24 protein-coding genes are annotated in these 24761 nt (G+C 64.3%); 1 reads left to right on the top strand and 23 read right to left on the bottom strand.

Annotated elements, in window-relative coordinates:
• Positions 1–43: 43 nt before the first annotated feature.
• From G9U53_RS23355 to G9U53_RS23275, 17 genes are all read right to left on the bottom strand, one after another.
• A complete protein-coding gene (locus G9U53_RS23355) occupies positions 44–2062 on the bottom strand; it encodes a primosomal protein N' (protein ID WP_082239108.1) in 2019 nt (672 codons plus the stop codon).
• 25 nt (positions 2063–2087) lie between these two features.
• Entirely contained in the window at positions 2088–3302 is a 1215-nt protein-coding gene (gene metK, locus G9U53_RS23350; protein ID WP_003944827.1) for a methionine adenosyltransferase, read from the bottom strand.
• 188 nt (positions 3303–3490) lie between these two features.
• Positions 3491–4741 (bottom strand): bifunctional phosphopantothenoylcysteine decarboxylase/phosphopantothenate--cysteine ligase CoaBC, encoded by a 1251-nt coding sequence (gene coaBC, locus G9U53_RS23345; protein ID WP_085989960.1) that lies wholly within the window; start codon positions 4739–4741, stop codon positions 3491–3493.
• Positions 4742–4785: 44 nt separating this feature from the next.
• Positions 4786–5085 carry a DNA-directed RNA polymerase subunit omega gene (gene rpoZ / locus G9U53_RS23340; RefSeq protein WP_003944996.1) on the bottom strand — a complete coding sequence of 100 codons (300 nt, stop codon included), beginning with the start codon at positions 5083–5085 and terminating at the stop codon, positions 4786–4788.
• Between the two features lie 98 nt (positions 5086–5183).
• Positions 5184–5783, bottom strand: coding sequence for a guanylate kinase (gene gmk, locus G9U53_RS23335; RefSeq protein WP_003944801.1), 600 nt, complete (start codon positions 5781–5783; stop codon positions 5184–5186).
• 36 nt (positions 5784–5819) lie between these two features.
• The gene (mihF, locus tag G9U53_RS23330) at positions 5820–6140 is read right to left on the bottom strand and encodes an integration host factor, actinobacterial type (protein WP_003944825.1); all 321 of its coding nucleotides are present in this window, start codon (positions 6138–6140) and stop codon (positions 5820–5822) included.
• 369 nt (positions 6141–6509) lie between these two features.
• Positions 6510–7709 carry a glycosyltransferase 87 family protein gene (locus G9U53_RS23325; RefSeq protein ID WP_230793238.1) on the bottom strand — a complete coding sequence of 400 codons (1200 nt, stop codon included), beginning with the start codon at positions 7707–7709 and terminating at the stop codon, positions 6510–6512.
• A gap of 57 nt (positions 7710–7766) precedes the next feature.
• Positions 7767–8588: an orotidine-5'-phosphate decarboxylase gene (gene pyrF / locus G9U53_RS23320; protein ID WP_050656337.1), complete on the bottom strand. Its 822-nt coding sequence runs from the start codon at positions 8586–8588 to the stop codon at positions 7767–7769.
• The gene (gene carB / locus G9U53_RS23315; RefSeq protein ID WP_165639249.1) at positions 8585–11941 is read right to left on the bottom strand and encodes a carbamoyl-phosphate synthase large subunit; all 3357 of its coding nucleotides are present in this window, start codon (positions 11939–11941) and stop codon (positions 8585–8587) included. Before carB ends, pyrF begins: the two co-directional genes overlap by 4 nt.
• The gene (gene carA, locus G9U53_RS23310; RefSeq protein WP_007728009.1) at positions 11941–13116 is read right to left on the bottom strand and encodes a glutamine-hydrolyzing carbamoyl-phosphate synthase small subunit; all 1176 of its coding nucleotides are present in this window, start codon (positions 13114–13116) and stop codon (positions 11941–11943) included. The genes carB and carA overlap by 1 nt, the downstream gene beginning before the upstream one ends.
• Complete coding sequence (locus G9U53_RS23305) at positions 13113–13679, bottom strand: transporter (protein ID WP_003944773.1); 567 nt, start codon at positions 13677–13679, stop codon at positions 13113–13115. Before G9U53_RS23305 ends, carA begins: the two co-directional genes overlap by 4 nt.
• Before the next feature lie 6 nt (positions 13680–13685).
• Positions 13686–14993 (bottom strand): dihydroorotase, encoded by a 1308-nt coding sequence (locus tag G9U53_RS23300; protein WP_003944990.1) that lies wholly within the window; start codon positions 14991–14993, stop codon positions 13686–13688.
• 26 nt (positions 14994–15019) lie between these two features.
• Positions 15020–15964 carry an aspartate carbamoyltransferase catalytic subunit gene (locus G9U53_RS23295; protein WP_003944883.1) on the bottom strand — a complete coding sequence of 315 codons (945 nt, stop codon included), beginning with the start codon at positions 15962–15964 and terminating at the stop codon, positions 15020–15022.
• Positions 15961–16602 carry a bifunctional pyr operon transcriptional regulator/uracil phosphoribosyltransferase PyrR gene (gene pyrR, locus G9U53_RS23290; RefSeq protein ID WP_003944977.1) on the bottom strand — a complete coding sequence of 214 codons (642 nt, stop codon included), beginning with the start codon at positions 16600–16602 and terminating at the stop codon, positions 15961–15963. Before pyrR ends, G9U53_RS23295 begins: the two co-directional genes overlap by 4 nt.
• 173 nt (positions 16603–16775) lie before the next feature.
• Positions 16776–17273, bottom strand: a complete 498-nt coding sequence (gene nusB / locus G9U53_RS23285) for a transcription antitermination factor NusB (RefSeq protein ID WP_007728014.1) — start codon at positions 17271–17273, stop codon at positions 16776–16778.
• Complete coding sequence (efp, locus tag G9U53_RS23280) at positions 17274–17837, bottom strand: elongation factor P (protein ID WP_003944958.1); 564 nt, start codon at positions 17835–17837, stop codon at positions 17274–17276.
• Between the two features lie 34 nt (positions 17838–17871).
• Complete coding sequence (locus G9U53_RS23275) at positions 17872–18966, bottom strand: Xaa-Pro peptidase family protein (RefSeq protein ID WP_003944812.1); 1095 nt, start codon at positions 18964–18966, stop codon at positions 17872–17874.
• A 111-nt stretch (positions 18967–19077) separates the two neighbouring features.
• Between G9U53_RS23275 and G9U53_RS23270 the strand changes: the two genes are divergently transcribed.
• Complete coding sequence (locus G9U53_RS23270) at positions 19078–19686, top strand: B-4DMT family transporter (protein ID WP_058038756.1); 609 nt, start codon at positions 19078–19080, stop codon at positions 19684–19686.
• Between the two features lie 87 nt (positions 19687–19773).
• Here the strand turns inward: G9U53_RS23270 and aroQ are convergent, their stop codons facing one another.
• From aroQ to G9U53_RS23240, 6 genes are all read right to left on the bottom strand, one after another.
• On the bottom strand, positions 19774–20202 hold the full coding sequence (gene aroQ / locus G9U53_RS23265) for a type II 3-dehydroquinate dehydratase (protein ID WP_003944916.1): 429 nt from the start codon (positions 20200–20202) through the stop codon (positions 19774–19776).
• Positions 20199–21308, bottom strand: a complete 1110-nt coding sequence (aroB, locus tag G9U53_RS23260; RefSeq protein ID WP_003944873.1) for a 3-dehydroquinate synthase — start codon at positions 21306–21308, stop codon at positions 20199–20201. Before aroB ends, aroQ begins: the two co-directional genes overlap by 4 nt.
• A gap of 25 nt (positions 21309–21333) precedes the next feature.
• Positions 21334–21843 (bottom strand): shikimate kinase, encoded by a 510-nt coding sequence (locus G9U53_RS23255; RefSeq protein WP_030536425.1) that lies wholly within the window; start codon positions 21841–21843, stop codon positions 21334–21336.
• Positions 21844–21856: 13 nt separating this feature from the next.
• Positions 21857–23044: a chorismate synthase gene (aroC, locus tag G9U53_RS23250; protein WP_003944974.1), complete on the bottom strand. Its 1188-nt coding sequence runs from the start codon at positions 23042–23044 to the stop codon at positions 21857–21859.
• Positions 23045–23155: 111 nt separating this feature from the next.
• Positions 23156–23854: a S1 family peptidase gene (locus G9U53_RS23245; RefSeq protein ID WP_058038755.1), complete on the bottom strand. Its 699-nt coding sequence runs from the start codon at positions 23852–23854 to the stop codon at positions 23156–23158.
• 225 nt (positions 23855–24079) lie between these two features.
• Entirely contained in the window at positions 24080–24601 is a 522-nt protein-coding gene (locus G9U53_RS23240) for an A24 family peptidase (RefSeq protein WP_231916201.1), read from the bottom strand.
• Between the last annotated feature and the right edge of the window lie 160 nt (positions 24602–24761).

Here is a 24761-nt window from a genome sequence, read left to right as displayed (position 1 = left end):
CGTCATATCGGGTAGCGCAAGGATTCCTCCGACAACTCGAAACTCAGCCGATGCGGCGTGGGTCGATCTGAATGCGGACCGGACCCGAAGACTTCCGCGCACTGCGCGCGGCCCTCGCATGTGCCAGAGCGTCCGCAAGGCCGCGACCGTCCTTGCGTGGAACGCGGACCAGCATTCGCTCCGGCGCGACACCGCTCTCGTCCTCACCGGAATACGGAAGCCTCTCCCCCGCAGGCAATTCCACTGGTCCGAGCAGTACAGCACTTGCCGGCAGATCAGCTGAATCCACCAACTCCGCAATTGCCGCGGATCCACCGTCGATCGCAGCCATGTGAACGGCCGGAGGAAAGCCGACCTCGTCCCGTTCCTCGAATTGAGACTGTGCGTGCCCCACTGGATCCCATCGGACCAACGCCTGCACCGTCGGGATACCCGAGTCTGCGACAACCACAACTTCACCGCCTTCGGACAGCGGAATCACCATGGCAGCAGCCGACATCCAGCGTCTGAGTGTTTCCTCGGCGGCGCGAAGATCGGGCCGGCCGAGCAGTGCCCAACCGTCGAGCAAGAGCGCGGCGCCGTAGCCGCCGGTCATCACCGGCTCCGCACCCACTGTCGAGACCACCAACGCGGGCCCGTGTGGCAGTTCCTTGACCACATCACTGCCCCCGGACAGAACAACTTTCACACCGGGAAACGCCCGCCCGAGTTCTTCGGCGGTCCGGCCGGCACCGACCACCACCGCGCGCAACGCTTTCGCCCCGCACGCGTGACATCGGTAGGCGGCATCGGCAACCCCGCACCAGCGGCACGCCGGTGTCCCGGCGCCGTCGGGACCTGCCGCAGCGGGAAGAGCCAGTGGGCCGTTGCACCGACGGCACCGTGCCGGGGCACGGCACTTTCCGCAGGCCAGGGTCGGTACGTACCCCCGCCGAGGCACCTGCACCAGGACTCCGTTGCCCTCACCCAGAGCGCGCCGGGCGGCCGCGAATGCAATAGCGGGCAAACGAGCCGCTCTGGCTCCCGGATCGCGGGCCAAGGCTTGATCGCTGTCGGCGAGCGCGGTGATCTTGGGTGCGTGGGCACGAACGACGTCCCGCGTAGCGACCAGATCGTGCGCCCATCCCGAGTCGACGAGTACCTGCGCTTCCGCCGTACGGGAGAACCCACCGATCACGACGGCGCACCCGGCAACGTAGCCACGCAGGACGGCAACTTCGCGGGCATGTGGATACGGCGACCGCGGCTCGGACAAGTTGTCGTCGCCGTCGTCCCAGACGACGACAAGACCGGTCTCGGCCGTCGGCGCAAAAACAGCACTCCGCGTGCCGACGACGATCCGGGCGGTCCCGCGCAGTGCAGCGAGCCACCTTCGGTATCGCATGGCCGGCCCCAGGCCCGCGGACAGACCTACCACCGCATCCGCTCCGGAGAGTTCGGTACAAGCGGCGACGACGCGGTCCAGGTCGCGTTGATCGGGCACAACCAGGATCGCGGATTTACCACTTGCCGCTACGGCCCCGGCCAGTTCGGCCAGGCGCAGTGGCCAGTTTTCACCAGGCAACGCCTGCCAGACCGCACGCGGGCTTTTCGACTCGCGAATGGCGGACAGGAAGGCGTCACCGAATCTGTAGAGATGCCAACCATTTTCGATCGGTTCAGGAGCGGACGGCGGCTCGGCGGGCCCCCACGGTTCCGCCTCGACCTTCGCGTGCCGCGGCGGTACCGCCAAACGGAGAACATCGGCACGGGTTCCGGCATAACGCTCCGCCACACGATCGACGACTTGCGCGATTTCGGCCGTCAGGACCCGCTCGGACGAGATGACGCGTTCGAGCCAGCCGAACTTCCCCTGATGGTCACTGGTCGCCTCGCGCGAGACGATGAAACCGTCCACCAGACGACCAGCGAAGCGGATGCGCACCCGGACTCCGGGCTGCGCATCCGCTTCGAGTTCACGAGGAACGAGGTAGTCGAATTCACGGTCGAGGTGAGCGAGCGGGAGCATCGGCAGCACCCGGGCGACCGGATCGACTTCTGCCGCTACTCTTTCCGCGCCCACCCGCGCCCCGTCTGTACGTCAGTGATCAGAGACCAGCTGCGCTACGCAGCTTGTCGGCGCGATCGGTGCTCTCCCACGGGAGGTCGATATCGGTGCGACCGAAGTGACCGTATGCCGCCGTCTGCGCGTAGATCGGGCGCAGCAGGTCGAGGTCGCGGATGATCGCTCCCGGACGCAGGTCGAAGATCTCGGTGATCGCCTTCTGGATCCGTGCCGGATCGGTCTTCTCGGTGCCGAAGGTTTCGACGAAGAGTCCGACCGGAGCTGCCTTGCCGATGGCGTAGGCGACCTGAACCTCGATGCGGTCGGCCAGACCTGCGGCAACAGCGTTCTTGGCCACCCAGCGCATGGCGTAGGCAGCGCTGCGGTCGACCTTTGACGGGTCCTTGCCGGAGAACGCGCCGCCACCGTGGCGAGCCATTCCGCCGTAGGTGTCGACGATGATCTTGCGGCCGGTCAAACCGGCGTCACCCATCGGGCCACCGAGGACGAACTTGCCCGTCGGGTTCACCAACAGACGAACATCGGAGGTGTCGAGATCGGTGAGGTTGACGTCGGTCAGCACCGAGTGAAGCACCTTCTCGCGAAGATCGGGCGTCAACAGGTTGTCGAGGTCGATGTCAGCGGCATGCTGGGTGGAGATGACCACGGTGTCGAGACGGACAGCCTTGTCACCGTCGTACTCGATGGTGACCTGGGTCTTGCCGTCCGGGCGCAGGTACGGCAGCACGCCGGACTTACGGACCTCGGTCAACCGGCGAGAGAGACGATGAGCCAGCGCGATGGGCAGCGGCATCAGTTCCGGCGTGTCGGTGGTGGCGTAGCCGAACATCAGGCCCTGGTCGCCCGCACCCTGACGGTCGATCTCGTCGTCGCTGATTCCGTCGACGCGAGCCTCGTGCGAGTGATCGACACCCTGCGCGATCTCGGGCGACTGGGCGCCGATCGCGACGTTGACGCCGCAGGAGTTACCGTCGAAGCCCTTTGCGGAGCTGTCGTAGCCGATTTCGAGGACCGTGTCGCGCACGATCTTCGGAATGTCCGCGTACGCAGTGGTCGTGACCTCACCGGCTACGTGAACCTGGCCGGTGGTGACCAGTGTCTCGACGGCCACGCGGGCGCGCGGGTCCTGGGTGAGCAGCGCGTCGAGGATCGAGTCGCTGATCGCGTCACAGATCTTGTCCGGGTGCCCCTCGGTGACGGACTCGCTGGTGAATAGCCGACTGCCGGACTTGCTCACAGATCTCCCTCTCGACGACTGAGTTCTTGACTACAGCTTATTGAAGTATCCGAATCACCGTTCGGTGACCGTTTTGTCATGCTTTGTTAGCTGGGGGCTGAGCCGACGATAACGGTTGGACCGCCTGCGCAACACCCTTGTACTCACCCGATTATCGTGGGGTAACTCTCACCACCGGGCGCGTGTCGCTACTCGGGAAAGAGCTTGACCAGGGCGTCGAGTACTCGACTGGCCATCAAAGCCTTGGATCCGTGTTCGAGAGCTGACTCCGAGCCGTCGGAACCGAGCAGCCAACCGTCGTTGTGATCGACCTCGAACGCCTTGCCCTCGCCGACCGCATTGACCACGAGGAGATCGCAACCTTTGCGGGCAAGCTTGGAGCGGGCGTAGGTGAGTACGTCACCATGGGCGTCACCGGTCTCAGCGGCGAATCCGACGATCACCGTTCGAGCATCCAAGTCGCCGTCACGACGCGCTTCGACGAGACCGGCGAGGATGTCGGCATTTCTGGTGAGGCTGATCGAGTCGGGTTCGTTTGCGCCCTTCTTGATCTTGCTGCCTTCGACGGTGGTGGGGCGGAAGTCCGCGACAGCCGCAGCCATGACGACTCCGTCGTGTCCCGGTGCGTGCTTTTCCACTGCCAACCGGAGATCTTCGGCCGTCTTGATGTGCACGACGTCGACAGCGGCGGGGTCGGCGAGATCAGCCGTGTACCCGGCGATCAGTGTCACGTGCGCGCCGCGTTGCGCGGCAAGACGGGCGAGCGCGTAGCCCTGCTTGCCTGAGCTGCGATTACCGAGAAAGCGCACGGGATCGAGCGGCTCGCGAGTACCGCCGGCGGTGACCAGAATGCGGCGACCCTCCAGGTCGCGCGGCAACGCGTCCGAGCGCTCGAGGAGCAACGATGCCAACCCGACGATCTCGTCGGGTTCGGGAAGTCGACCGGCTCCGGTGTCTTTCCCGGTCAAACGCCCGGAGGCTGGTTCGATCACGTGGACGCCGCGCGAACGCAGTGTCGCCACGTTCGAGACCGTTGCGGGGTGCTCCCACATCTCGGTGTGCATTGCTGGGGCGAAGACGACCGGACAGCGCGCGGTCAACAAAGTGGCCGTCAACAGGTCGTCTGCGCGACCCATGACCGCTCGCGCCATCAGATCAGCGGTTGCCGGCGCGATGACGACCAGATCGGCTTCCTGTCCGAGACGGACATGCGGAACCTGCGGGACGTCGTTGAAGACGCCGGTGTGAACCGGGTTGCCGGAGAGTGCTTCGAACGTCGCGCGCCCGACGAACTCCAGAGCGGATTCAGTCGGAATCACGCGGACGTGATGACCGCTCTCGGTGAAGCTGCGGATGATCGAGCACGCCTTGTACGCGGCGATACCCCCACCGACACCGACGACAATGCGCTTACGTATCGATGTGGGCGCGTCGGACACTCCCCCGACACCCGAACGAGGTTCGGGTGCGGCAGATGTGGTGCTCACTCGCCTTCGGTGTGCTCGAGGAGATCAGCGTGGATTTCACGCAACGCGATGGACAGCGGCTTTTCCTGCAGACCGGGCTCGACCAGAGGTCCGACGTATTCGAGGATGCCGTCACCGAGCTGGTTGTAGTAGTCGTTGATCTGGCGCGCGCGCTTGGCTGAGTAGATGACCAGGGCGTACTTGGAAGAGGTGCGTTCGAGCAACTCGTCGATCGGCGGGTTGGTGATGCCGAGCGGGGTGTCGTAGGCAGGCAGAGCGCCCTGACCTGCTGCGGACGCGGCTGAAGTGCTGCTCACTCTTGTGTCTCCTGAATTAGATCTTCATTGAAGAACTAGTTTTATCGATCCGGATATCTGAGAAACGGGGTGGAAATCGGTTCCCGAAGGGTGCGGAATCAGTTCCCAACCAACAAGGATACCAACTCATCGCAAGCACGGCTTACATCCTCGTTCACGATGACCGTGTCGAACTCGTCCTGTGCGGCCAATTCCACTCGGGCCGTCTCGAGTCGGCGCGCCACGACGTCTTCCGTTTCGGTTCCACGTCCGGTCAGCCGTTGCACCAGAACGTCCCAGCTCGGTGGAGCCATGAACACCAACAGAGCCTCGGGCATCGCCTTGCGGACAGCTCGTGCTCCGGCGAGATCGACCTCGACGAGAACGGGCTTTCCAGCTTCGAGCGCTTCTTCGACCGGAGCTGCGGGGGTGCCGGAGCGCTGCAGGCCGCCGTGGATTTCAGCCCATTCGAGAAGTTCACCGGAGTCGATCATCCGTTGAAATTCTTCACGGGAGGTGAATCGGTAGTCCTTGCCGTCCACTTCACCTGGACGGGGATCGCGAGTGGTCGCCGAAACACTGAAAACGAGTTCAGGCAACCGAGTTCTCAGCTCGCGAACGACGCTGGACTTACCGACAGCCGAAGGGCCGGCCAGTACAACCAGCCGACCCCTCCGCACTGCGGTCTTGCTCTCTGACACTGTTGCGTCAGCAATCATCAGACACTGCCGCGTCAGCAATCATCACTTGTCGGCTCAGGCCTCGAAGTCGAACTTGGTGAGCAGAGCCTTGCGCTGCCGATCACCGAGGCCACGAAGGCGACGGGTCGGTGCAATCTCCAGCTCGGTCATGATCTCCTGAGCCTTGACCTTGCCCACCTTGGGCAGCGCCTCGAGCAGTGCCGAAACCTTCATCTTGCCCAAGATTTCGTTGTCTTCGGCGTCCTTGAGGACCTGCTTGAGGTCGGTGCCGCCACGCTTCAGGCGCTCCTTGAGCTCAGCCCTGGCCTTGCGGGCAGCAGCTGCCTTCTCCAAAGCAGCAGCGCGCTGCTCATCAGTCAACTGGGGAAGGGCCACGGTTCCTCCGTCTCGTCGTGTGCAAATTTTGTCTATTCCGCTGATAACCAGCAGCGATAGCGACCGTACTCACGCCTGGCGCGAATTGCTAACCCACCCCCCGCGGTCCGATGCAGATCGCGGTGGGTTATGCGCGTCGAATCGATGTCACGGATCGTCACCGTTTTCGGCTGGATCGAGACGAATTCGACGCCACACGAACGTGCGTACAGTACCGAAATAGACTGTAACACAATGTATTTCGACCCATAGCGTGAGACACCCCCGTGCGAGTGTGCGAAATCGTTACCTGCGGGAATGAACGTGGTCGCCGACACATCCAAAATTTTCGAGCATTTTCGACGCCTATGCGCGTGTCGCGGCCCGTTTTCAGGTCTGCAGCGACGATTTCGGATCGCCGGCGTCGACCGTCTCGGGTTCGATGCGACTCACGCCGGGGGCGGCCAGAGCGAGCACTACCGCGAGGCTCGCCCAGAGCAATGAATTCTCCAGCACGAAGCCGACTACCGGGATATCCATGTCCGCGCCGACTCGAGGAAGCCGAAACAGCACTACGACAGCGGTGAGACCGATCGCGATCCAGGACCACACAGGGACCGATCGAGTGCCCTCCCCCACGCCAGACTTGATCGGAACGAGGAGTACACCGACCGCCGGCACCAACCACACGAAGTGGTGCGTCCAGGCAATGGGAGTCACGATTGCCGCCAGCAGAGCCACCACCGTGAAACCGGCGAGATGGCCCCGCAGGCGCTGAGCGCGCCGCGTCGCGACAATTCCGAGGACACCCAACACCGCACAGGCGACGAGCCATGCCGGACCCACCAGGCCCTCGGGAAGTAGCCGCAAGGCCATTCCACGCACGGACTGGTTACCGAACACGGACGGGTCACCGACGGCGACGCGCCCCGAGAGTGAGGCGATGTCGCCGAAGTAGTCGATCGTCTGGCGCGGGAGAACCGCAAAGCCCAGAGCCGTGGCGCCGAGGAAGCCGGCGAGGCCGCCCGCAACTGCTTTCCAGCGCCCGGTGATCACGTAGTAACCGATGTAGACGAGTGGCACCAGTTTGACCGCGCCGGCGATCCCCACCAGCACACCCTCGGGAATCCACCGTGGTCGAGCCAGCACGTCGATCAAGCACAGGAGAGTCAGAAACAACCCGACCTGGCCGTACCCGAGGTGATCGGAGATCGGCGATGCCGCCGTCCACAGGACCAGGAAACCCACGTAGACGACGACTGGCCGCTTACGTGTGAACGGGACTTCGCGATAGCTGAGCACGATGATCGCGGCCAGCATCAGGAGGCTGACGAAACTCCATCCCCACTGGACCGCACCCCAGGAACCCAGGGCGACTGGAACGGCGACGAGCGCAGCGAAGGGCGGATACGTGAACGGCAGTCTCGCGTTGAACGACTCGTCGTACAGGTTCGAGCCGTCGAGGACGGCCTGACCCGCCGTCCGGTACACGGCGAGATCGTCGCCGTGTACGCCGGTGACGGATTGGAACCCGGTGGCCAGCAGCGCGCACGCCGCGACGAGAAGTCCGATCTGCCACCAACGATTCACCGACGGACGGTACCACCGGGTTCCACCGCTCGAACGAGCCTCGAGGTCACTCACGGATCAGTTCGCCAATGCGGCTTCGATCTCGTCTCGGTCACGCATTGCTGCCTCCCGAAGTGCCGATACCGAAGGACCATGCTTGAGCACCCCACGGGAAGTGTTCGGCAGCAGGAGCTCGGTCGATCCCGCGAAGATGTCTGCGAGATCCGCTGCCGTCGCACCCTGAGCGCCGAGTCCCGGAGCGAGAATCGGGCCGTTGAACTGCGACAGGTCCAGACCGTGGTCCCGAGTTGCACCGACCACCAGTCCGACGGTGTCACGGCCGTCGCCGTTCGCATCGACCGCAGCGTCGACGATCGACTGAGCCACGCTCACACCGTCAGTCGACGACTGTTGAAGTACGCCGCCTTCCGGATTGGAGGTTCGTGCCAGGACGAAGATCCCGCGGGCGTTCTGCCGTGCCAGTTCGAGTGTCGGAGTCAGCGCCCCGAATCCCAGGTACGGCGAAACGGTGACCGAGTCGGAGGCCAACGGCGAATCACCCAACCAGGCTTGCGCGTACGCGTCCATCGTCGAACCGATGTCACCGCGCTTGGCATCCGCGACGACCAGCGTTCCTGCATCGCGAAGAACCGAGATGGTCCGCTCCAACACGGCGAAGCCGGCGCTGCCGTAAGCCTCGAAGAACGCAACCTGCGGTTTGACCAGTCCGACCTCACCGGTGAACGCCTCGACGCAGATCTCAGCGAAAGTCTCGAGACCTTCGGCCGTACGCGGCAGTCCCCACGCGTCGAGAAGCGCGGGATGCGGGTCGATACCGACGCACAGCCGCCCCCGGTCCGCGATCGCGGACCGGAGACGATGCCCCCAACTGTGACTCACGACTGCTGTGCCGGCTGACGAAGACCTGCGTGCAATTCCTGCAGGGAGTGAACTCCGATGTCGCCGCGAATGGCTGCTTCGATGCCCTGCACGGCAGCCGAGGCGCCCTGCACCGTCGTGATGCACGGGATGTTCGACGCAACCGCTGCGCTTCGGATCTCGTAGCCGTCGACACGCGGGCCGTTGTTGCCGTACGGCGTGTTGATGACCATGGCGACCTCGCCGCTGCGGATCTGGTCGACGATGGTCTCGGCACCGGCCGGAACATCTTCACCCGACTGCTTGTACACCTGCTTGCACTCGATACCGTTGCGCCGCAAAACATCTGCGGTTCCTTCGGTGGCAAGAATGGTGAATCCGAGGTCTGCCAGGCGCTTGACCGGGAAGATCAGCGAACGCTTGTCCTTGTTGGCGACCGAGACGAACACCGCGCCCGTGGTGGGCAACGAACCGTAGGCGGCAGTCTGCGACTTGGCAAAAGCCGTACCGAAGTCGAAGTCGATTCCCATGACTTCACCGGTGGACTTCATTTCCGGGCTGAGCAAGGTATCCACGCCGGTACCGTCGGCGCGGCGGAAGCGGTTGAACGGCAACACAGCTTCCTTGACCGCGATCGGTGCACCGGCCGGGGTGTTTCCGCCGTCGCCCTTCGCCGGCAGAATGCCGCTCGCACGCAGTTCCGCGATGGATTCGCCGAGCATGACGCGGGCGCATGCCTTGGCCAGCTGGACGGCCGTCGCCTTGGACACGAACGGAACCGTGCGGCTGGCGCGGGGATTTGCTTCCAGCACGTAGAGGATGTCGTCCTTGAGGGCGTACTGGACGTTGAGCAGGCCCTTGACGCCGATGCCCTTCGCGAGAGCCTCGGTGGAGCGGCGGACGTTCTCGAGATCCGCCCGGCCCAGAGTGATGGGCGGGAGCGCACACGCCGAGTCACCGGAGTGAATGCCGGCTTCCTCGATGTGCTCCATGACGCCGCCGAGGTACACCTCGGTGCCGTCACACAGAGCGTCGACGTCGATCTCGACCGCGTCTTCGAGGAAGCGGTCGACCAGGACCGGACGATCGTCGGAGATCTCCGTGGCGCGCGAGATGTAGTCGGCGAGGGAAACCTCGTCGTAGACGATCTCCATGCCGCGACCACCGAGCACGTACGACGGACGCACCAGCACCGGGTAGCCGATACCTGCCGCGATCTCGCGGGCGCCGTCGAACGTGGTGGCGGTACCGAACTTCGGTGCGGGCAGACCGGCTTCGGTCAGTACGCGGCCGAATTCGCCGCGGTCCTCCGCCAGGTCGATGGCTGCGGGGCTGGTTCCCACGATGGGGACGCCGGCAGCTTCGAGACGCTTCGCCAGTCCGAGCGGGGTCTGGCCGCCGAGCTGGACGATGACGCCGGCAACGGTGCCCGACTGCGCCTCCGCGCGGTAGACCTCGAAGACGTCCTCGAACGTCAGCGGCTCGAAGTACAGGCGATCAGCGGTGTCGTAGTCCGTGGAGACGGTCTCGGGGTTGCAGTTGACCATGACGGTCTCGTACCCGGCCTCGGACAGCGTCTGCGCCGCGTGGACACACGAGTAGTCGAACTCGATACCCTGACCGATGCGGTTGGGGCCGGATCCGAGGATCAGAACCTTGGGTCGCTCGGTCTGCGGAGCAACTTCGGACTCGGCCTCGGGATCGAGCTCGTAGGTCGAGTAGTGGTACGGCGTCTTGGCCTCGAACTCTGCGGCGCAGGTGTCGACGGTCTTGTAGACGGGGCGCACGCCCAGCTGATCACGCAGAGCGCGAACGGCGTCCTCACCTGCGTGAGTGTCACCACCGAGTTCGGGGCGCAGAGCCGCGATCTGGCGGTCCGAGATGCCGTGGTACTTGGCCTGACGCAGGGAAGCCTCGTCGAAAGACTCCGCAGCGCGCAGCTTTTCACCGAGCTCGTGAATCTGCTGGAACTGGTCGAGGAACCACGGATCGATCTTGGTGGCGTCGAAGAGCTGCTCGACAGTTGCGCCGAGCGCGAATGCCTTCTCGATGCCGTACATGCGGCCGTCCTGCGGAACGCTCAGATCGGCGAGCAGTGCATCCAGGCTCTCCGTCTCGATGTCGGCGCCGGTCCAGTAACCCGCACGCTTGGTCTCGAGCGAACGCATGACCTTGCCGAAAGCCTCGGTGAAGTTGCGGCCGATGCTCATGGCCTCGCCCACCGACTTCATCGTGGTGGTCAGAGTTCCGTCGGCACCGGGGAACTTCTCGAAAGCGAACCGCGGAGCCTTGACGACGACGTAGTCGAGCGTCGGCTCGAAGCAAGCCGGGGTTTCCTTGGTGATGTCGTTGACGATCTCGTCGAGCGTGTAGCCGATGGCAAGCTTGGCCGCCATCTTCGCGATCGGGTAACCGGTCGCCTTCGACGCCAGAGCCGACGAGCGGGAGACACGCGGGTTCATCTCGATGACGACCAGGCGGCCGTCCTTCGGGTCCATCGCGAACTGGATGTTGCAGCCGCCGGTGTCGACGCCCACCTCACGCAGAATGTCGATGGAAAGGTCGCGCATCGCCTGGTACTCGCGGTCGGTCAGCGTCATCGCCGGGGCGACGGTGACCGAGTCTCCGGTGTGGACACCGACCGGGTCGACGTTCTCGATGGAGCAGACGATCACGACGTTGTCGCGACTGTCGCGCATGAGCTCGAGTTCGTATTCCTTCCAGCCGAGGATGGATTCCTCGATCAGGACGTTCGCCGTCGGCGACGCGGCCAGACCGCCACCGGCGATGCGGTTGAGATCGTCGACGTCGTACGCCATGCCGGAACCGAGGCCGCCCATGGTGAAGGACGGACGCACGACAACCGGGTAGCCGAGTTCGGCGACCGTGGCGTGTACTTCGTCCATCGTGTAGCAAACTGCGGACTTCGCGGATTCGCCACCGACCTTGGCGACGATGTCCTTGAACTTCTGGCGATCCTCGCCGCGCTGGATGGCATCGAAGTCGGCGCCGATCAGTTCGACGTCGTACTTCTCGAGGATGCCCTGCTCGTGCAGCGCCACTGCGGCGTTGAGCGCAGTCTGACCGCCGAGCGTCGCGAGGACGGCGTCGATCTTGTTGCCCTGCAAGGCTTCCTTGGCGATGACCTTCTCGAGGAACTCGGCCGTGATCGGCTCGACGTACGTGGCGTCGGCGAACTCGGGGTCCGTCATGATGGTGGCCGGGTTGGAGTTGACCAGGCTGACGCGCAGGCCCTCCTCCTGGAGGACGCGGCAGGCCTGGGTGCCCGAGTAGTCGAACTCGCAGGCCTGACCGATGACGATCGGACCGGAGCCGATTACCAGGATGTGCTTGAGATCTGTACGGCGTGGCATTAGTTCTTGACTCCGGTTTCTTTCCGTGCGGAGAGCAGGCTGGTGAAGCGGTCGAAGAGGTACGCGGCGTCGTGCGGGCCGGCTGCTGCCTCGGGGTGGTATTGCACCGAGAAGGCCGAATCGTCCAGCAGGCGAACACCTTCGACGGCTCCGTCGTTGGCGCAGGTGTGGCTGACCACCGCGCGGCCGAACGGGGTGTCGAATTCCTGACCGGCTTCGCCTTCGAGCGCGAAGCCGTGGTTCTGAGCGGTGATCGCGATGCGACCGGTCTGATGCTCGATCACCGGGATGTTGATGCCGCGGTGGCCGAACTTCATCTTGTAGGTGCTCAGGCCCAGGGCGCGGCCCAGGATCTGGTTGCCGAAGCAGATACCGAACAGCGGCAAGCCCTGTCCGATGACCTCTTTCGTGAGGTGGACTGCGCCGTCGGCGGTGGCCGGGTCACCGGGACCGTTGGAGAGGAACACTCCGTCGGCCTTCAGGTCGAGGATCTGTTCGAGACTCGCGTTGGACGGCAACACGTGGACGCGGATACCGCGCTCGGCGAACATGCGCGGGGTGTTGGTCTTGATACCGAGGTCGATGGCGGCAACCGTGTACAGCGCCTCCCCGCCCTTCGGCTCGACGACGTAGCCGCTGGTGGTGCTGACCTCACCGGCAAGATCGGCGCCGAGCATGGTCGGCTGATCCTGAACCCGTCGGACCAGTTCGTCATCGGCGGCGATGGCTTCACCGGAAAAAATTCCGGCCTTCATCGAACCGCGAGTACGCAGGTGGCGAACCAGGGCACGAGTGTCGATCCCGGCGATTCCGACGATGCCCTGCTCTTCGAGCTTGGCCTGCAGCGAACCAGTTGCACGCCAGCTCGAGGTGACGCGCGAGGGGTCACGAACGACGTACCCGGCAACCCAGATCTTCGCGCCGGCACGCTCGCCGGTCGGTCCGACCGACTCGTCGTCTTCGTCGTTCCAGCCGGTGTTGCCGATCTGCGGTGCGGTGGAGACGACGATCTGGCGGTGGTAGCTGGGATCGGTGAGCGTTTCCTGGTAGCCGGTCATTCCGGTGCTGAACACCGCTTCGCCCAGGGTCTGTCCAACCGCACCGAAGGTGGTTCCGCGGAACACCCGTCCGTCTTCGAGGACCAGTACTGCGGGGCTGTTGTCAAAGCCGCTCATGCGTTCTTTCCGTTCTGCTCGATGTCGCCAGAGCTTGCGTCTTCGTTGTCATTCGTCTTGTTCGAAGCGGTCTTGTTCGAAGCAGTCACCGGCTTGACCCAGTCCGGATAAACCGTCTTGTCGTCACCGCGCACGCCCGTGTCGATCTCGGTTCCGCTCGGCAATTCCCAGCGAATCACCAGGACGCCGTCCTTGCTCATGACCTTGCCGGCAAGACCGTTCTCCGTGCGGATCGCGCGGATCGACTTCTCCGGAATCCAGATGGCCGACGCGCCGTCACGCTCGACCAGAATTCCGCCGCTGTAGCGGCTGATCTCGCAGGTGGCGCGGAAACCGAGGTCGCCGACGGCGATTCGGTCCTGCCAACTGGGTGCGATGGTGCTGCCGACGTACAGGCCGGTGGTCGGCAGGACGAGCAGTTCACCCAGGGTTGCCGGTACCGTCGGCAGTTCGCCGATCTTGTCTTTCTGGCGTCGAGCGCGTCCACGCCAGCCGACGTACATCAGGCCGATCATCGCGACCCAGAAGATCGCCAGACCGATGATCCACAGTGCTCTGTCCATGACGCGCTACTCCTCGCTACTCCGCAGCCGCACATTCCCGTCGTGTGCGGTGATGCGGCCACGTAACAGTGTGGTCGTGACCCGAGCGGGCAATGTCATCGACTCGTACGGAGTGTTATGCGCGACACTCGCCAGGTCGGGACCGTGGACCGTCCACTCGGCCGACGGATCGACCAATGTCAGGTTCGCGGGCTCCCCCACCTCGATGGGACGGCCCTGATCGTCGAGGCCGACGATTGCCGCGGGGCGCTCGCTCATGACCCGGGCAACACCGCGCCAGTCCAGCAGGCCGGGCTGGACCATCGTCTGCACGATGATCGAGAGTGCGGTCTCGAGGCCGAGCATTCCGGGGCGAGCGGCTGCGAACTCGCAGCACTTGTCCTGCTCGGCGTGCGGAGCATGGTCGGTCGCGACGCAGTCGATGATTCCCTCGGCCAGACCTTTGCGCAGCGCGGCAACATCACTGGCCTCACGCAAGGGCGGGTTGACCTTGTTGATCGCGTCGTACGTTTCGAGCCGTGAATCGTCGAGGAGCAGGTGATGCGGGGTGACCTCGGCGGTGATCGAAATCCCTTGGCTGCGAGCCCACTTCACGAGTTCGACGGTTCCGGCGGTGGAGGCGTGGCAGATGTGAACGCGGGCGCCGGCGTCACGCGCGAGCAGTGCGTCGCGGGCCACGATCGATTCTTCGGCTGCTCGCGGCCACCCGGCCAGGCCGAGACGCGCGGCCGTGGGGCCCTCGTGGGCGACCGCACCGACGGTCAAACGCGGCTCTTCCGCGTGCTGGGCGATCAGGACGCCCAGTGAGCTGGAGTATTCGAGCGCGCGACGCATGATCAGTGGGTCGTAGACGCAGTGGCCGTCGTCGGAGAACATCTTGACCTTGCCGACGCCTGCGGCCATGGTCGCCATCTCGGCGAGTTGCTTGCCTTCCAGGCCCGCTGTGACTGCGCCGACGGGGTGGACGTCGACGAGGCCGACTTCCTGCCCGCGTCGCCAGACGTGATCGGTGATGACCACCGAATCGGCGACGGGACTCGTGTTGGCCATCGCGAAGACCGCGGTGTATCCACCCAGAGCCGCTGCCGAGCTTCCGGTTTCGATGGTCTCGGTGTCTTCGCGGCCGGGCTCACGCAGATGTGTGTGCAGGTCCACGAAGCCGGGAAGCAGGATCTGCCCGCCGGCATCGATCACCTCGGATGCCGTGGCCGGATCGAGGTCCACGCCGATCTCGAGGATCGTGCCGTCGCCGACGAGTACGTCGGTGGGCTCACCTTCTCCGTAGATCAGGACTCCGCGGAGCAGGACACTCACGGGTGATTCTCCGTTCTCGTTTCTGATCACAGCGCACCGTCCTCCGACCCGACCAGCAGTCGGAACAAGACAGCCATGCGCATGTGTACGCCGTTGGTAACCTGTTGCAGTACAGCAGTTTTGGAGGAATCGGCAACGGCGGATGCAATCTCCATGCCGCGCAGCATCGGGCCGGGGTGCAGGACCACCGCGTGATCGGCCAGCATCGCCAGCCGCTTCTCGGACAGGCCGTAGTTGATCGAGTACTCGCGCTGCGACGGGAAGAAGCCACCGTTCATGCGTTCGGCCTGAACCCGCAGCATCAGCACCGCGTCGAGTCCGGGCAGTTCCGCGTCGAGCGAATGCGAAACCGTGACCGGCCACGTGTGCGCACCGACCGGCAGCAGTGTCGGCGGCGCAACAAGAACAACCTCGGCACCGAGCATCGAGAGCAGCAGTGCGTTGGAGCGGGCGACACGGCTGTGCAGGATGTCGCCGACGATGGCGATCCGCTTGCCCTCGATGTCGCCGAGACGCTGGCGAAGGGTCAAAGCGTCGAGAAGCGCCTGAGTGGGGTGCTCGTGCGTGCCGTCACCTGCGTTGATGACTGCCGGGCCACCGTCGTCGGCCGCTCCGGTCCACTTTGCGATCTGGTGGGCGGCGCCCGAAGCCGGGTGGCGCACGATGAGTGCGTCGGCACCGGCCGCGCGCAGGGTCATCGCGGTATCGCGCAGGGATTCACCTTTGGACACCGAGGAACTGGATGCGCTGACATTGATGACGTCGGCACTCATCCATTTGCCTGCCACCTCGAAAGACACCCGGGTGCGCGTCGAGTTCTCGAAGAACACCGTCATGACCGTGCGTCCGCGCAGCGTCGGGAGCTTGCGTACCTCTCGTCCCAGAAGTGCCTGCTCGAACCGTTCTGCCTCGTCGAGAAGTTCTACCGCGGACTCACGATCGAGGTCCGCGATGGAAAGTAGGTGCTTCACGCGCTCTTACCCCCGGAGATGACTACCGCTTCCCTGCCGTCGTGCTCCTGGAGGAGAACCTTGACGTCCTCGGACCTCGCGGTCGGGACGTTCTTGCCGACGTAGTCGGCGCGCAGCGGGAGTTCGCGGTGACCACGATCCACGAGCACTGCGAGTTGGACCGCGCGGGGGCGGCCCAGATCGCGCAACGCGTCGAGTGCCGAGCGCACGGTGCGACCGGAGAAGAGGACGTCGTCCACGAGAACGACCAGCGCATTGTCGACGCCACCCTCGGGGACGGACGTGCGCTCGAGCGGGCGGTGCGGCTTGTTCCGGAGATCGTCGCGGTAGAGGGTGATGTCGAGAGATCCGATGGGAAGACGCACACCGGAGAATTCTTCGATCTTGGCGCGCAGTCGCGTGGCGAGGGTGGTTCCACGCGTCGGGATACCGATCAGGACCACACGAGGGGCAGTTCCCTCGGGTCCGTCGAGTGCGGTCTTCTCGATGATCTCGTGAGCGATCCGCGCGATGGTCCGGCCCACATCCTGGGCGGACAACAATTCGCGGGTTTCGCTACCTGCCTCGGCACCGACCGGCGCCTTCGAGTTACCTGGACCTGCAAGATCGGATGGGCGAGACCCTTCGGGCACGCTCATGCAGCGACCTCCTTCTCCGCCTCACTGGACGGATCGTTAAAGGATGTCTGACGGTCCCCACCCTATCAGCCGACAGACCTGATCCCGCCGTGCGAGCAGCGACTCCGACCGGTTGTGTGCAGACACACAACGCGCTCGGTGACACTCGCACGGCGGTGGTGGAACAAAACTTGCTACTCGGTACCCGAATCCGATTCCTGCGCGCGCTGGGAGGTCGCGGCCGCAGCCGATCGAACCTGCGGCGCAACGAGAACGACCTGGCCGAGGATTCCGTTGACGAATCCCGGAGAGTCGTCCGTCGAGAGCTGCTTCGCGAGTTCGACGGCCTCGTCCACGGCGACAACCGGCGGAACGTCCGTCGCGTGGAAGAGCTCCCACACGGCGATACGCAGAATCGCACGGTCGACGGCGGGCAGACGCTCGAGCGTCCAGTCCTGCAGATGCGAGGAGATGACCTGATCGATCCGGTCCAGATTCTCCGCAACGCCGGACACCAACGTGACGGTGTAGGCCGCGACGGGTGCTACCGCGTCGTCCTTGACGGACAGATCGGAACGCTCCGACGCCAGTGCGACCGGATCGAGGTCACGTGCCTCGGCTTCGAAGAGGAAGTCGACGGCACGCTTGCGCGCCTTGTGGCGTGCACCGAGTTTCTTATGTGTGCCGGACACTCAGGAATTCACACGCCCGAGGTAGTTGCCGTCACGAGAATCGACCTTGAGCTTGTCACCGGTGTTGATGAAGAGCGGGACGTTGATCTCGGCACCGGTCTCGAGGGTCGCAGGCTTGGTGCCGCCGGTGGAGCGGTCGCCCTGCAGGCCCGGATCGGTGTGCTTGACGACGAGCTCGACGGTGACCGGAAGCTCGACGAAGAGGGGAACGTCTTCGTGGGTCGCGACCTGGACTGCCATGTTCTCGAGCAGGAAACGCGACTGGTCGCCGACGGTGGATTCGCTGATCGACACCTGGTCGTAGGTGTCGCCGTCCATGAAGATGTAGTCGCTGCCGTCGTGGTACAGGTACGTCATGTCACGACGGTCGACCGTGGCGGTCTCGACCTTCACACCGGCGTTGAACGTCTTGTCCACTACCTTGCCCGAGAGCACGTTCTTGAGCTTGGTGCGCACGAAGGCAGGGCCCTTGCCGGGCTTGACGTGCTGGAACTCGATGATCGTCCACAGCTGGCCTTCGATCTGCAGAACCAGACCATTCTTGAAATCACTGGTGGAAGCCACTTGCTTCGCGTCTCCTAGGGGTCGGGAAACCGTCTCAGACGACGGTAAGGTCTTTTGCGGTCAGTGTGAGCAGCTCTGGCCCCTGCTCACGAACAACGAGCGTGTCCTCGATCCGTACACCTCCGCGCCCGGAGAAGTACACGCCCGGCTCGACGGTCACCGCCGCGCCGGAAAGAAGTGTACCGGTGCCGAGCTTGCCGATCCCCGGTGCTTCGTGGATTTCGAGCCCCACACCGTGGCCGAGGCCGTGCAGGAACAACTCGCCGTAGCCTGCATCGTCGATCACCGCACGGGCGACGGCGTCGACTGCCGCACATTCGACACCCGGCGCGAGCGCGTCGCAACCGGCAGCTTGCGAACGCGCGACGAGCTCGTAAATCTCCCGTTGCCAATCGGAAACGGACTCGAGCACGTAGGTCCGTGTCATGTCCGAGTGGTACCCACCGACCTGGGCGCCGAAGTCGAGTTTCACGAAGTCACCCGACGCCAGGATCGCGTCGGTCGGTCGGTGATGCGGAATCGCCGAGTTGGCGCCGGCCGCCACGATCGTCTCGAAGGAAATACCGTCCGCCCCGTTGTCGAGCATCAGATTTTCCAGCTCGCGGCCGACCTCTCGTTCCGTTCGGCCAGGTCGCAGACCGCCGCGAGCGATCAACTGCGCCAACGCGACATCGGCTGCGGTGCACGCGGCTCGCAACAACTCCACCTCGTACTCGTCCTTGACCATGCGCAATTGTTCGACGAGTCCACTCACCGGTTCGAACCGGATCTTCGGCGCTGCTTCGGTCCAAGCCCGATGTTCGGCGAACGTCGCCACATGTGACTCGAACGCGAGAACGGGCGCCGTGGACTTCTCGATCAAGTGCGCAGCACTCGAACGGGCGATTTCGGCCCGAAGGTCCGGCACCTGCTCTGACACCTGCGTCACGTAGCGGCCGTCGGTGCAGATCACCGTCTCACGCTCGTCGGACGCTGAATCGGATGCACTGACGACGAGCGCCGCATTGGAACCGGTGAAACCGGTGAGGTATCTGATGTTGAGGAGATCTGTGACGAGAATCGCGTCGAGTTCGCGCTCCGAGAGGAGGCGTCTGAGGGATTCACGGCGTGTTCTGAAGTCGACCGGCATCCCTCGAACCTACCGCCCGCGCAGACCTGCCGATCAACTCGAAACTCGCGGTTACAGCAATAAGTGTGGGTTAGGCCACAAGGTGTAATGGGTTCTAGTTAGGCTGTACCCATGAATGCGTGGTTGGTACGTGGCCTCGGCATGGCCCTGATACATGTTGTGTTTCGTGCGTTGCTCGGTGCAGCGATCGCACAGTGGCCACTTCAGGGGTCCACCCTGCGCTGGCTGTCCCTGTTGATCGTCATCGTCTTCGCCGCGATCTGGGGTGGTATCGACGGCATTCGTGACCGCCAGAACTTCCCCGAACCCGAGGACGGCGCCGATCTGACCATGCTGTGGCTCAAGGCCGCATTGGTCGGCGGGTTCGTCGCCGGCGCTGCCAGCTGGGCACTCAGCCTCGTCCCCTCCCTCGAACTCACCCAGCAGGGCTTGTTCTTCGAGGTGACCTCCGGTGCGGCGTTCACGATCCTTCTCATCTTCGTCCCCGCCATGATCGCCATCACCGTCGGACGCTTCTTCGTCAGCCGTGAACAGCGCAAGAACGGAACAGCTCCGCAGACCCCGTCCCACGAGCGTCACCACGAACCGGTGCCCGTCAGCGAGGGCTACGACTCCCCCACCGAGCAGCACGCATACAGCGGAGCCGCGATGTCCGTCGAGGAATCCGACGCCGATACCGCGGTCTTCCCGGCGATCGATCTGGGCAAGCGCGAGCAGTAACGCCCACCGTCCACACAACCGAATGCGGCCCCGAGGATATTTTCCTCGGGGCCGCATTCGTGTGGCTGTTTTTTCGACTTCCCTCGTTCAGCCTCGCTCGGCGAGGAACCTGATCGCCAGCGGATACGCGGCGACGCCGAGTCCGACGATCACTCCGGTCGCAATCGGACTCAGGTAGGAGTGGTGCCGAAACTCTTCTCGCGCATGAACGTTCGAGATGTGTACCTCGACGAGACCTGCGGTCAGTTCGGCGCATGCATCTCGCAGGACCACCGACGTGTGCGTCAAGCCACCGGCATTGAGGATCACCGGTTCCCCCGCGTCCGCCGCGTCGTGGATCCAACCGAGCAGATCGCCTTCGTGATCGCTCTGACGGACGATCACCTCGACGCCGAGCTCCTTGCCTGCCGCGACGCACAATTCGATCAGATCGTCGTGTGTGGTCGCGCCGTAGACCTCGGGCTGACGCTTACCCAGACGCCCCAGATTGGGTCCGTTGACGACGTTGATCCTCACAACAGGACCGTTCCGCCGGCCGGCCGCGCATCGCGGGCAATCGCGGAGTACGCCGCAACCAGCAGACTCGGATCCGGCCCCTCGAGGCGACCCGGCTTGGCCAGTCCGTCGAGGACCACGAAACGCAGCAGCCCGGCACGGTTCTTCTTGTCGGTCTGCATTCCCTTCATCAGATCGCCGAACGCATCACCGTCGTACGACGTCGGCAGCCCGACGAGATCGAGGATCGACTTGTGACGATCCGCGGTGGCGTCGTCGAGTCGGCCCGCGAGCCGTCCGAGTTCGGCAGCGAAGACCAGGCCGACGGAGACAGCGGCACCGTGGCGCCACTTGTAGCGCTCACGACGTTCGATCGCGTGGCCGAGGGTGTGGCCGTAGTTGAGGATTTCGCGCAGATCCGACTCGCGCAGATCCGCGGCCACGACCTTGGCCTTGACCTCTACGGAGCGCCGAATCAACTCGGGCAGAACAGTTCCCGACGGATCGAGAGCTGCCTTGGGATCGGCTTCGATGAGATCCAGGATCACCGGGTCGGCGATGAATCCGGTCTTGATGACCTCGGCCATGCCGGCAACGATCTCGTTGTGCGGCACAGTCTCGAGCGTCGCGAGATCGATGAACACCGCTCCCGGTTCGTGGAACGAACCGACGAGGTTCTTGCCCGCTTCGGTGTTGATACCGGTCTTGCCGCCCACTGCTGCGTCGACCATCGCGAGCAAGGTGGTGGGGACGTGAACTACCTTGACACCGCGCATCCACGTAGCCGCGACGAAGCCGGTGAGGTCGGTCGCCGCTCCCCCGCCCAAACTCATGATCGCGTCGCTGCGAGTCAGGCCGATCCGGCCGAGCACGTCCCAGCAGAAGCCCGCGACAGCAAGATCCTTGCCGTCCTCGGCATCGGGGATCTCGATACGGTGGGCGTCGATTCCCTTCTCCGCCAACGCAGCCCGTACGGCCTCCGCGGTCTCTGCCAGCGGCGGCTGATGGAAGATCGCGACAGTGCGCGCGCCGTCGAACTCGGCAACGAGATCACCGAGCAGGCCGCGGCCGATCACGACCGGGTAAGGACTTGCGGTCTTCACCTCTACACGTACGGGTTCGGTCACTGCTCCACTACTCCGCTCCGGTTGTTCATTTGTCTTGAAGTTTCGACACCAGTTGCCCGACGACACGCGCCGGACTTCGGCCGTCGGTCCGAATCCGAATCGTGGCCGAACGCCGGTACAGCGGACGACGACGCCTCATCAACTCCTGGTACTTGACCTTGGGATCTCCGCCGGCCAGCAGCGGGCGATGATTGTTCGCCCCAGTGCGGCGAAGCCCTTCGGCGACACTGATCTCGAGGTAGATGACCGTGTGCCCCTGGAGCAGTTCGCGCGTGCGATCGGAGAGGATCGCACCACCGCCGAGCGAGACGATTCCGTCGGTGGCCTGCAACGCTTCGCGAACCACCGATTCCTCGATCTCACGAAACCGAGGCTCTCCGTCATGGGTGAAGATCTCCGGGATCGTCCTACCCGTGGTCCGTTCGATCTCGGCGTCGGTATCGACCAATTCGAGTTCGAGTGCCTGCGCGAGACGTCGACCGATGGTCGATTTGCCGGCACCGGGCGGACCGATGAGTACAGCCTTCGGCTTCATCGATACGTGAGTCCTATCGAGGCGGTCGGGCTGCGATGCCCTCGGCGTAACGACGGTAGTTGGCAGTGGTTTCAGCAATGGAATCACCACCGAACTTTTCGAGTGCGGCCTGAGCCACGACGAGCGCAACCATCGACTCGGCGACGACGCCGGCAGCCGGAACCGCGCACACGTCGCTGCGCTGGTGGATGGCAACCGCTTCCTCGCCGCTCTCCATGTCGACCGTCGCCAGAGCGCGCGGAACCGTCGAGATCGGCTTCATCGCGGCGCGAACTCGAAGAGCCTCACCATTGGTCATGCCACCTTCGATACCGCCTGCGCGGTTCGTGGAGCGCACGATGCCGTCCGGGCCCGGGCGGATTTCGTCGTGAGCTTCGCTGCCACGACGGCGCGCGGTCTCGAAGCCGTCGCCGACCTCGACACCCTTGATGGCCTGAATTCCCATGAGAGCAGCAGCAAGTCGTGAATCGAGACGCTCGGCGCCGCTGACGAAAGTGCCGAGTCCGACCGGCAGGCCGTGGATGACGACCTCCACGACGCCACCGAGGGTGTCGCCGTCCTTCTTCGCCGATTCGATTTCGGCGATCATCGACTCTTCTGCAGCCTTGTCGAATGCGCGGACCGGGCTCGCGTCGATCGCGTCGAGATCCTTGCCCTCCGGCACGGGTCCGACGTACGGCTCGGAAGCACCGATGGAAATAACGTGTGAAACGACCTCGGCACCGAATACCTGACGCAGGAAGGACCGTGCGACGGTTCCAGCGGCCACCCGGGCTGCGGTCTCGCGAGCGCTGGCGCGCTCGAGGACGGGACGCGCATCGTTGAAGCCGTACTTGAGCATGCCGCTGTAATCGGCGTGTCCGGGACGCGGGCGCGTCAACGGGGCATTGCGAGCCTGATCGGCGAGCAGGTCCGGGTCGACCGGGTCGGCGGACATGATGGTTTCCCACTTGGGCCACTCGGTGTTGCCGATCTCGATGGCCACGGGGCCACCGAGCGTAAATCCGTGGCGGACACCGCCGATGATGGTGACCTTGTCGGCCTCGAACTTCATCCGTGCGCCACGGCCGTAACCGAGTCGACGACGGGCAAGTTCCGACGAGATGGCCTCAGAGGTCACTTCGACCCCCGCGACCATGCCCTCGAGCATCGCGACGAGGGCGGGACCATGGGATTCTCCGGCAGTTATCCAACGCAGCACGCCGACCATCTTTCCACGTCGCAGACCTCAGTTGTCACAGTGGTCCTCCCGGTGAACACAGATGGCCCACACGCACGAGGCGTGTGGGCCATCTCAGAGGTACCTGTGGGTCTAGAACAGGCGGAATCCTCCACCGTTTGCGTTGATGTCAGCCAAACCGATGTTGATGTCCGCCGAGTTGTCGGGAGCGTGGAACGGCGGCGGAAGCGGCTCGAAGCAGTACGGCGGGTAGCCGTTGCTGATCAAGCCCACCAGGCGGTCACCGACGACGAGCGGTCCACCGGAATCACCGGGAATCGAGCACGTGTGCTCGACGATCTCACCGTAGACGGAGTCGTAACCCCAGGTGATACCGCACGTGGTGCCGGTCGAACGGCCTTCCTTGCACACGATCGTGCCCGGGGCCGGCGGGGCGCCGATTCCGTTGATCGTCGTGCCGCCGACGGTACGCAGCGGAGCTACCTTGGCGTCGTCGAGATCGATCACGGCGATGTCCGAGACCGGACTCGAGTAAGAGAACCGACCGATGGGTCCGGCCTCGGGCAGGTACTCGGCGAACACCCGGTCCCCGACAACTCCGCAGTGTCCGGCGGTGAGTGCCACGAGAGAACCGGCGTTGTCGTAGCCGACCGCGGTCAACGTGCATGCTGCAACTCGGTCAGGATCGGAGTGATCCACGTCCGGCAGCAGGATTCCTGAGCCCCCGCCCAGTGCCACCGATGAAGGTGCAGGCGCGGCGCCGGCGACGCCCGCTCCTGCAGCCACAGCCGCCAAACAGGCTGCCGCAGCGACGAAAAGCCTTGTGCGCATAGGTTCCCCCGATAATCGAGTGCGAAACGAGATTCGTTTTGTCCCATTTCCGAAACCTCAGTGAACGTCAGGGTGTGGACATTCGGCAAGTCCGACTCGCCGCATACTGGGACCGCGCGCTGGCAATACCCGCATTTATGAAACCGACGGTTACGTCTTTCCTGCAGTTCACCGTCCGTCGTTGAACGGTCAATAACGCCAGACTTCTCGCGGATGTTGCACTCGTCACGTCAGCCAGGCAAACGCAATCGAACCGCAGGCTGCCAGGCACATCGAGGGTCCGTGCGCAATGGGCGAATTGTGGGCTACCGGCCCTCGTCTTCGCAGTTCCAGCGCGGTGCCCAGCGTTGCGGTGAGCACCGAGGCAGACACCAACGACCACAGCCAGGCGTCCGCTCCCACCAATCCGGTCACGGCGCCCAGAGGAAGCGAGAGCTTCACATCGCCGACGCCCATGGAACCAGGCGACATCACGTGCGCCAGGAGGTGGATTCCGGCGAGCAGTGCCGACCCCACCACCGCCACCCACACCGTTCCCGACACCGTCGCGTAGACCATCACGACGGCGTAGCCCGGCAGCGTGAAACTGTTGGGCAGCCGACGCACAGCCAGGTCGACAGTCGAGATCGCGACGCACCACCACACCACGGCGAGACCGGAAAATAACTGCACCACCGAGGTATTCAGCGCACCGACGACAACCCAGCCTGTTGCGACGGCGCACTGCGGCACACAACAGAAAGTCACGACTGGTCGATAACCGTGTCGCCGCAACCAATTGTCGACGATCGCCCGAGCTCCGAAGCCAGCGACTACCCCCGAGCCTGCCAAGACCATCAACGTCCACATGGTTTCGAGCTTGGCGTCTGCCGTTCGCCAGCGGCAGACTACGAATCGTCTTGTGGAC

The sequence above is a fragment of the Rhodococcus sp. D-46 genome, from assembly GCF_011290655.1.
GTDB lineage: Bacteria > Actinomycetota > Actinomycetes > Mycobacteriales > Mycobacteriaceae > Rhodococcus_F > Rhodococcus_F qingshengii.
This window is presented reverse-complemented; position numbering and strand designations above follow the sequence as displayed.

Excerpts from the sequence above, each read along its gene's own strand:
- gmk (WP_003944801.1), bottom strand. The coding sequence starts at position 5,783 with ATGATTGCTGACGCAACAGTGTCAGAGAGCAAGACCGCAGTGCGGAGG.
- carB (WP_165639249.1), bottom strand. The coding sequence starts at position 11,941 with ATGCCACGCCGTACAGATCTCAAGCACATCCTGGTAATCGGCTCCGGT.
- carA (WP_007728009.1), bottom strand. The coding sequence starts at position 13,116 with ATGAGCGGCTTTGACAACAGCCCCGCAGTACTGGTCCTCGAAGACGGA.
- G9U53_RS23305 (WP_003944773.1), bottom strand. The coding sequence starts at position 13,679 with ATGGACAGAGCACTGTGGATCATCGGTCTGGCGATCTTCTGGGTCGCG.
- pyrR (WP_003944977.1), bottom strand. The coding sequence starts at position 16,602 with ATGAGCGTGCCCGAAGGGTCTCGCCCATCCGATCTTGCAGGTCCAGGT.
- G9U53_RS23275 (WP_003944812.1), bottom strand. The coding sequence starts at position 18,966 with ATGCCGGTCGACTTCAGAACACGCCGTGAATCCCTCAGACGCCTCCTC.
- G9U53_RS23270 (WP_058038756.1), top strand. The coding sequence starts at position 19,078 with ATGAATGCGTGGTTGGTACGTGGCCTCGGCATGGCCCTGATACATGTT.
- G9U53_RS23255 (WP_030536425.1), bottom strand. The coding sequence starts at position 21,843 with ATGAAGCCGAAGGCTGTACTCATCGGTCCGCCCGGTGCCGGCAAATCG.
- G9U53_RS23245 (WP_058038755.1), bottom strand. The coding sequence starts at position 23,854 with ATGCGCACAAGGCTTTTCGTCGCTGCGGCAGCCTGTTTGGCGGCTGTG.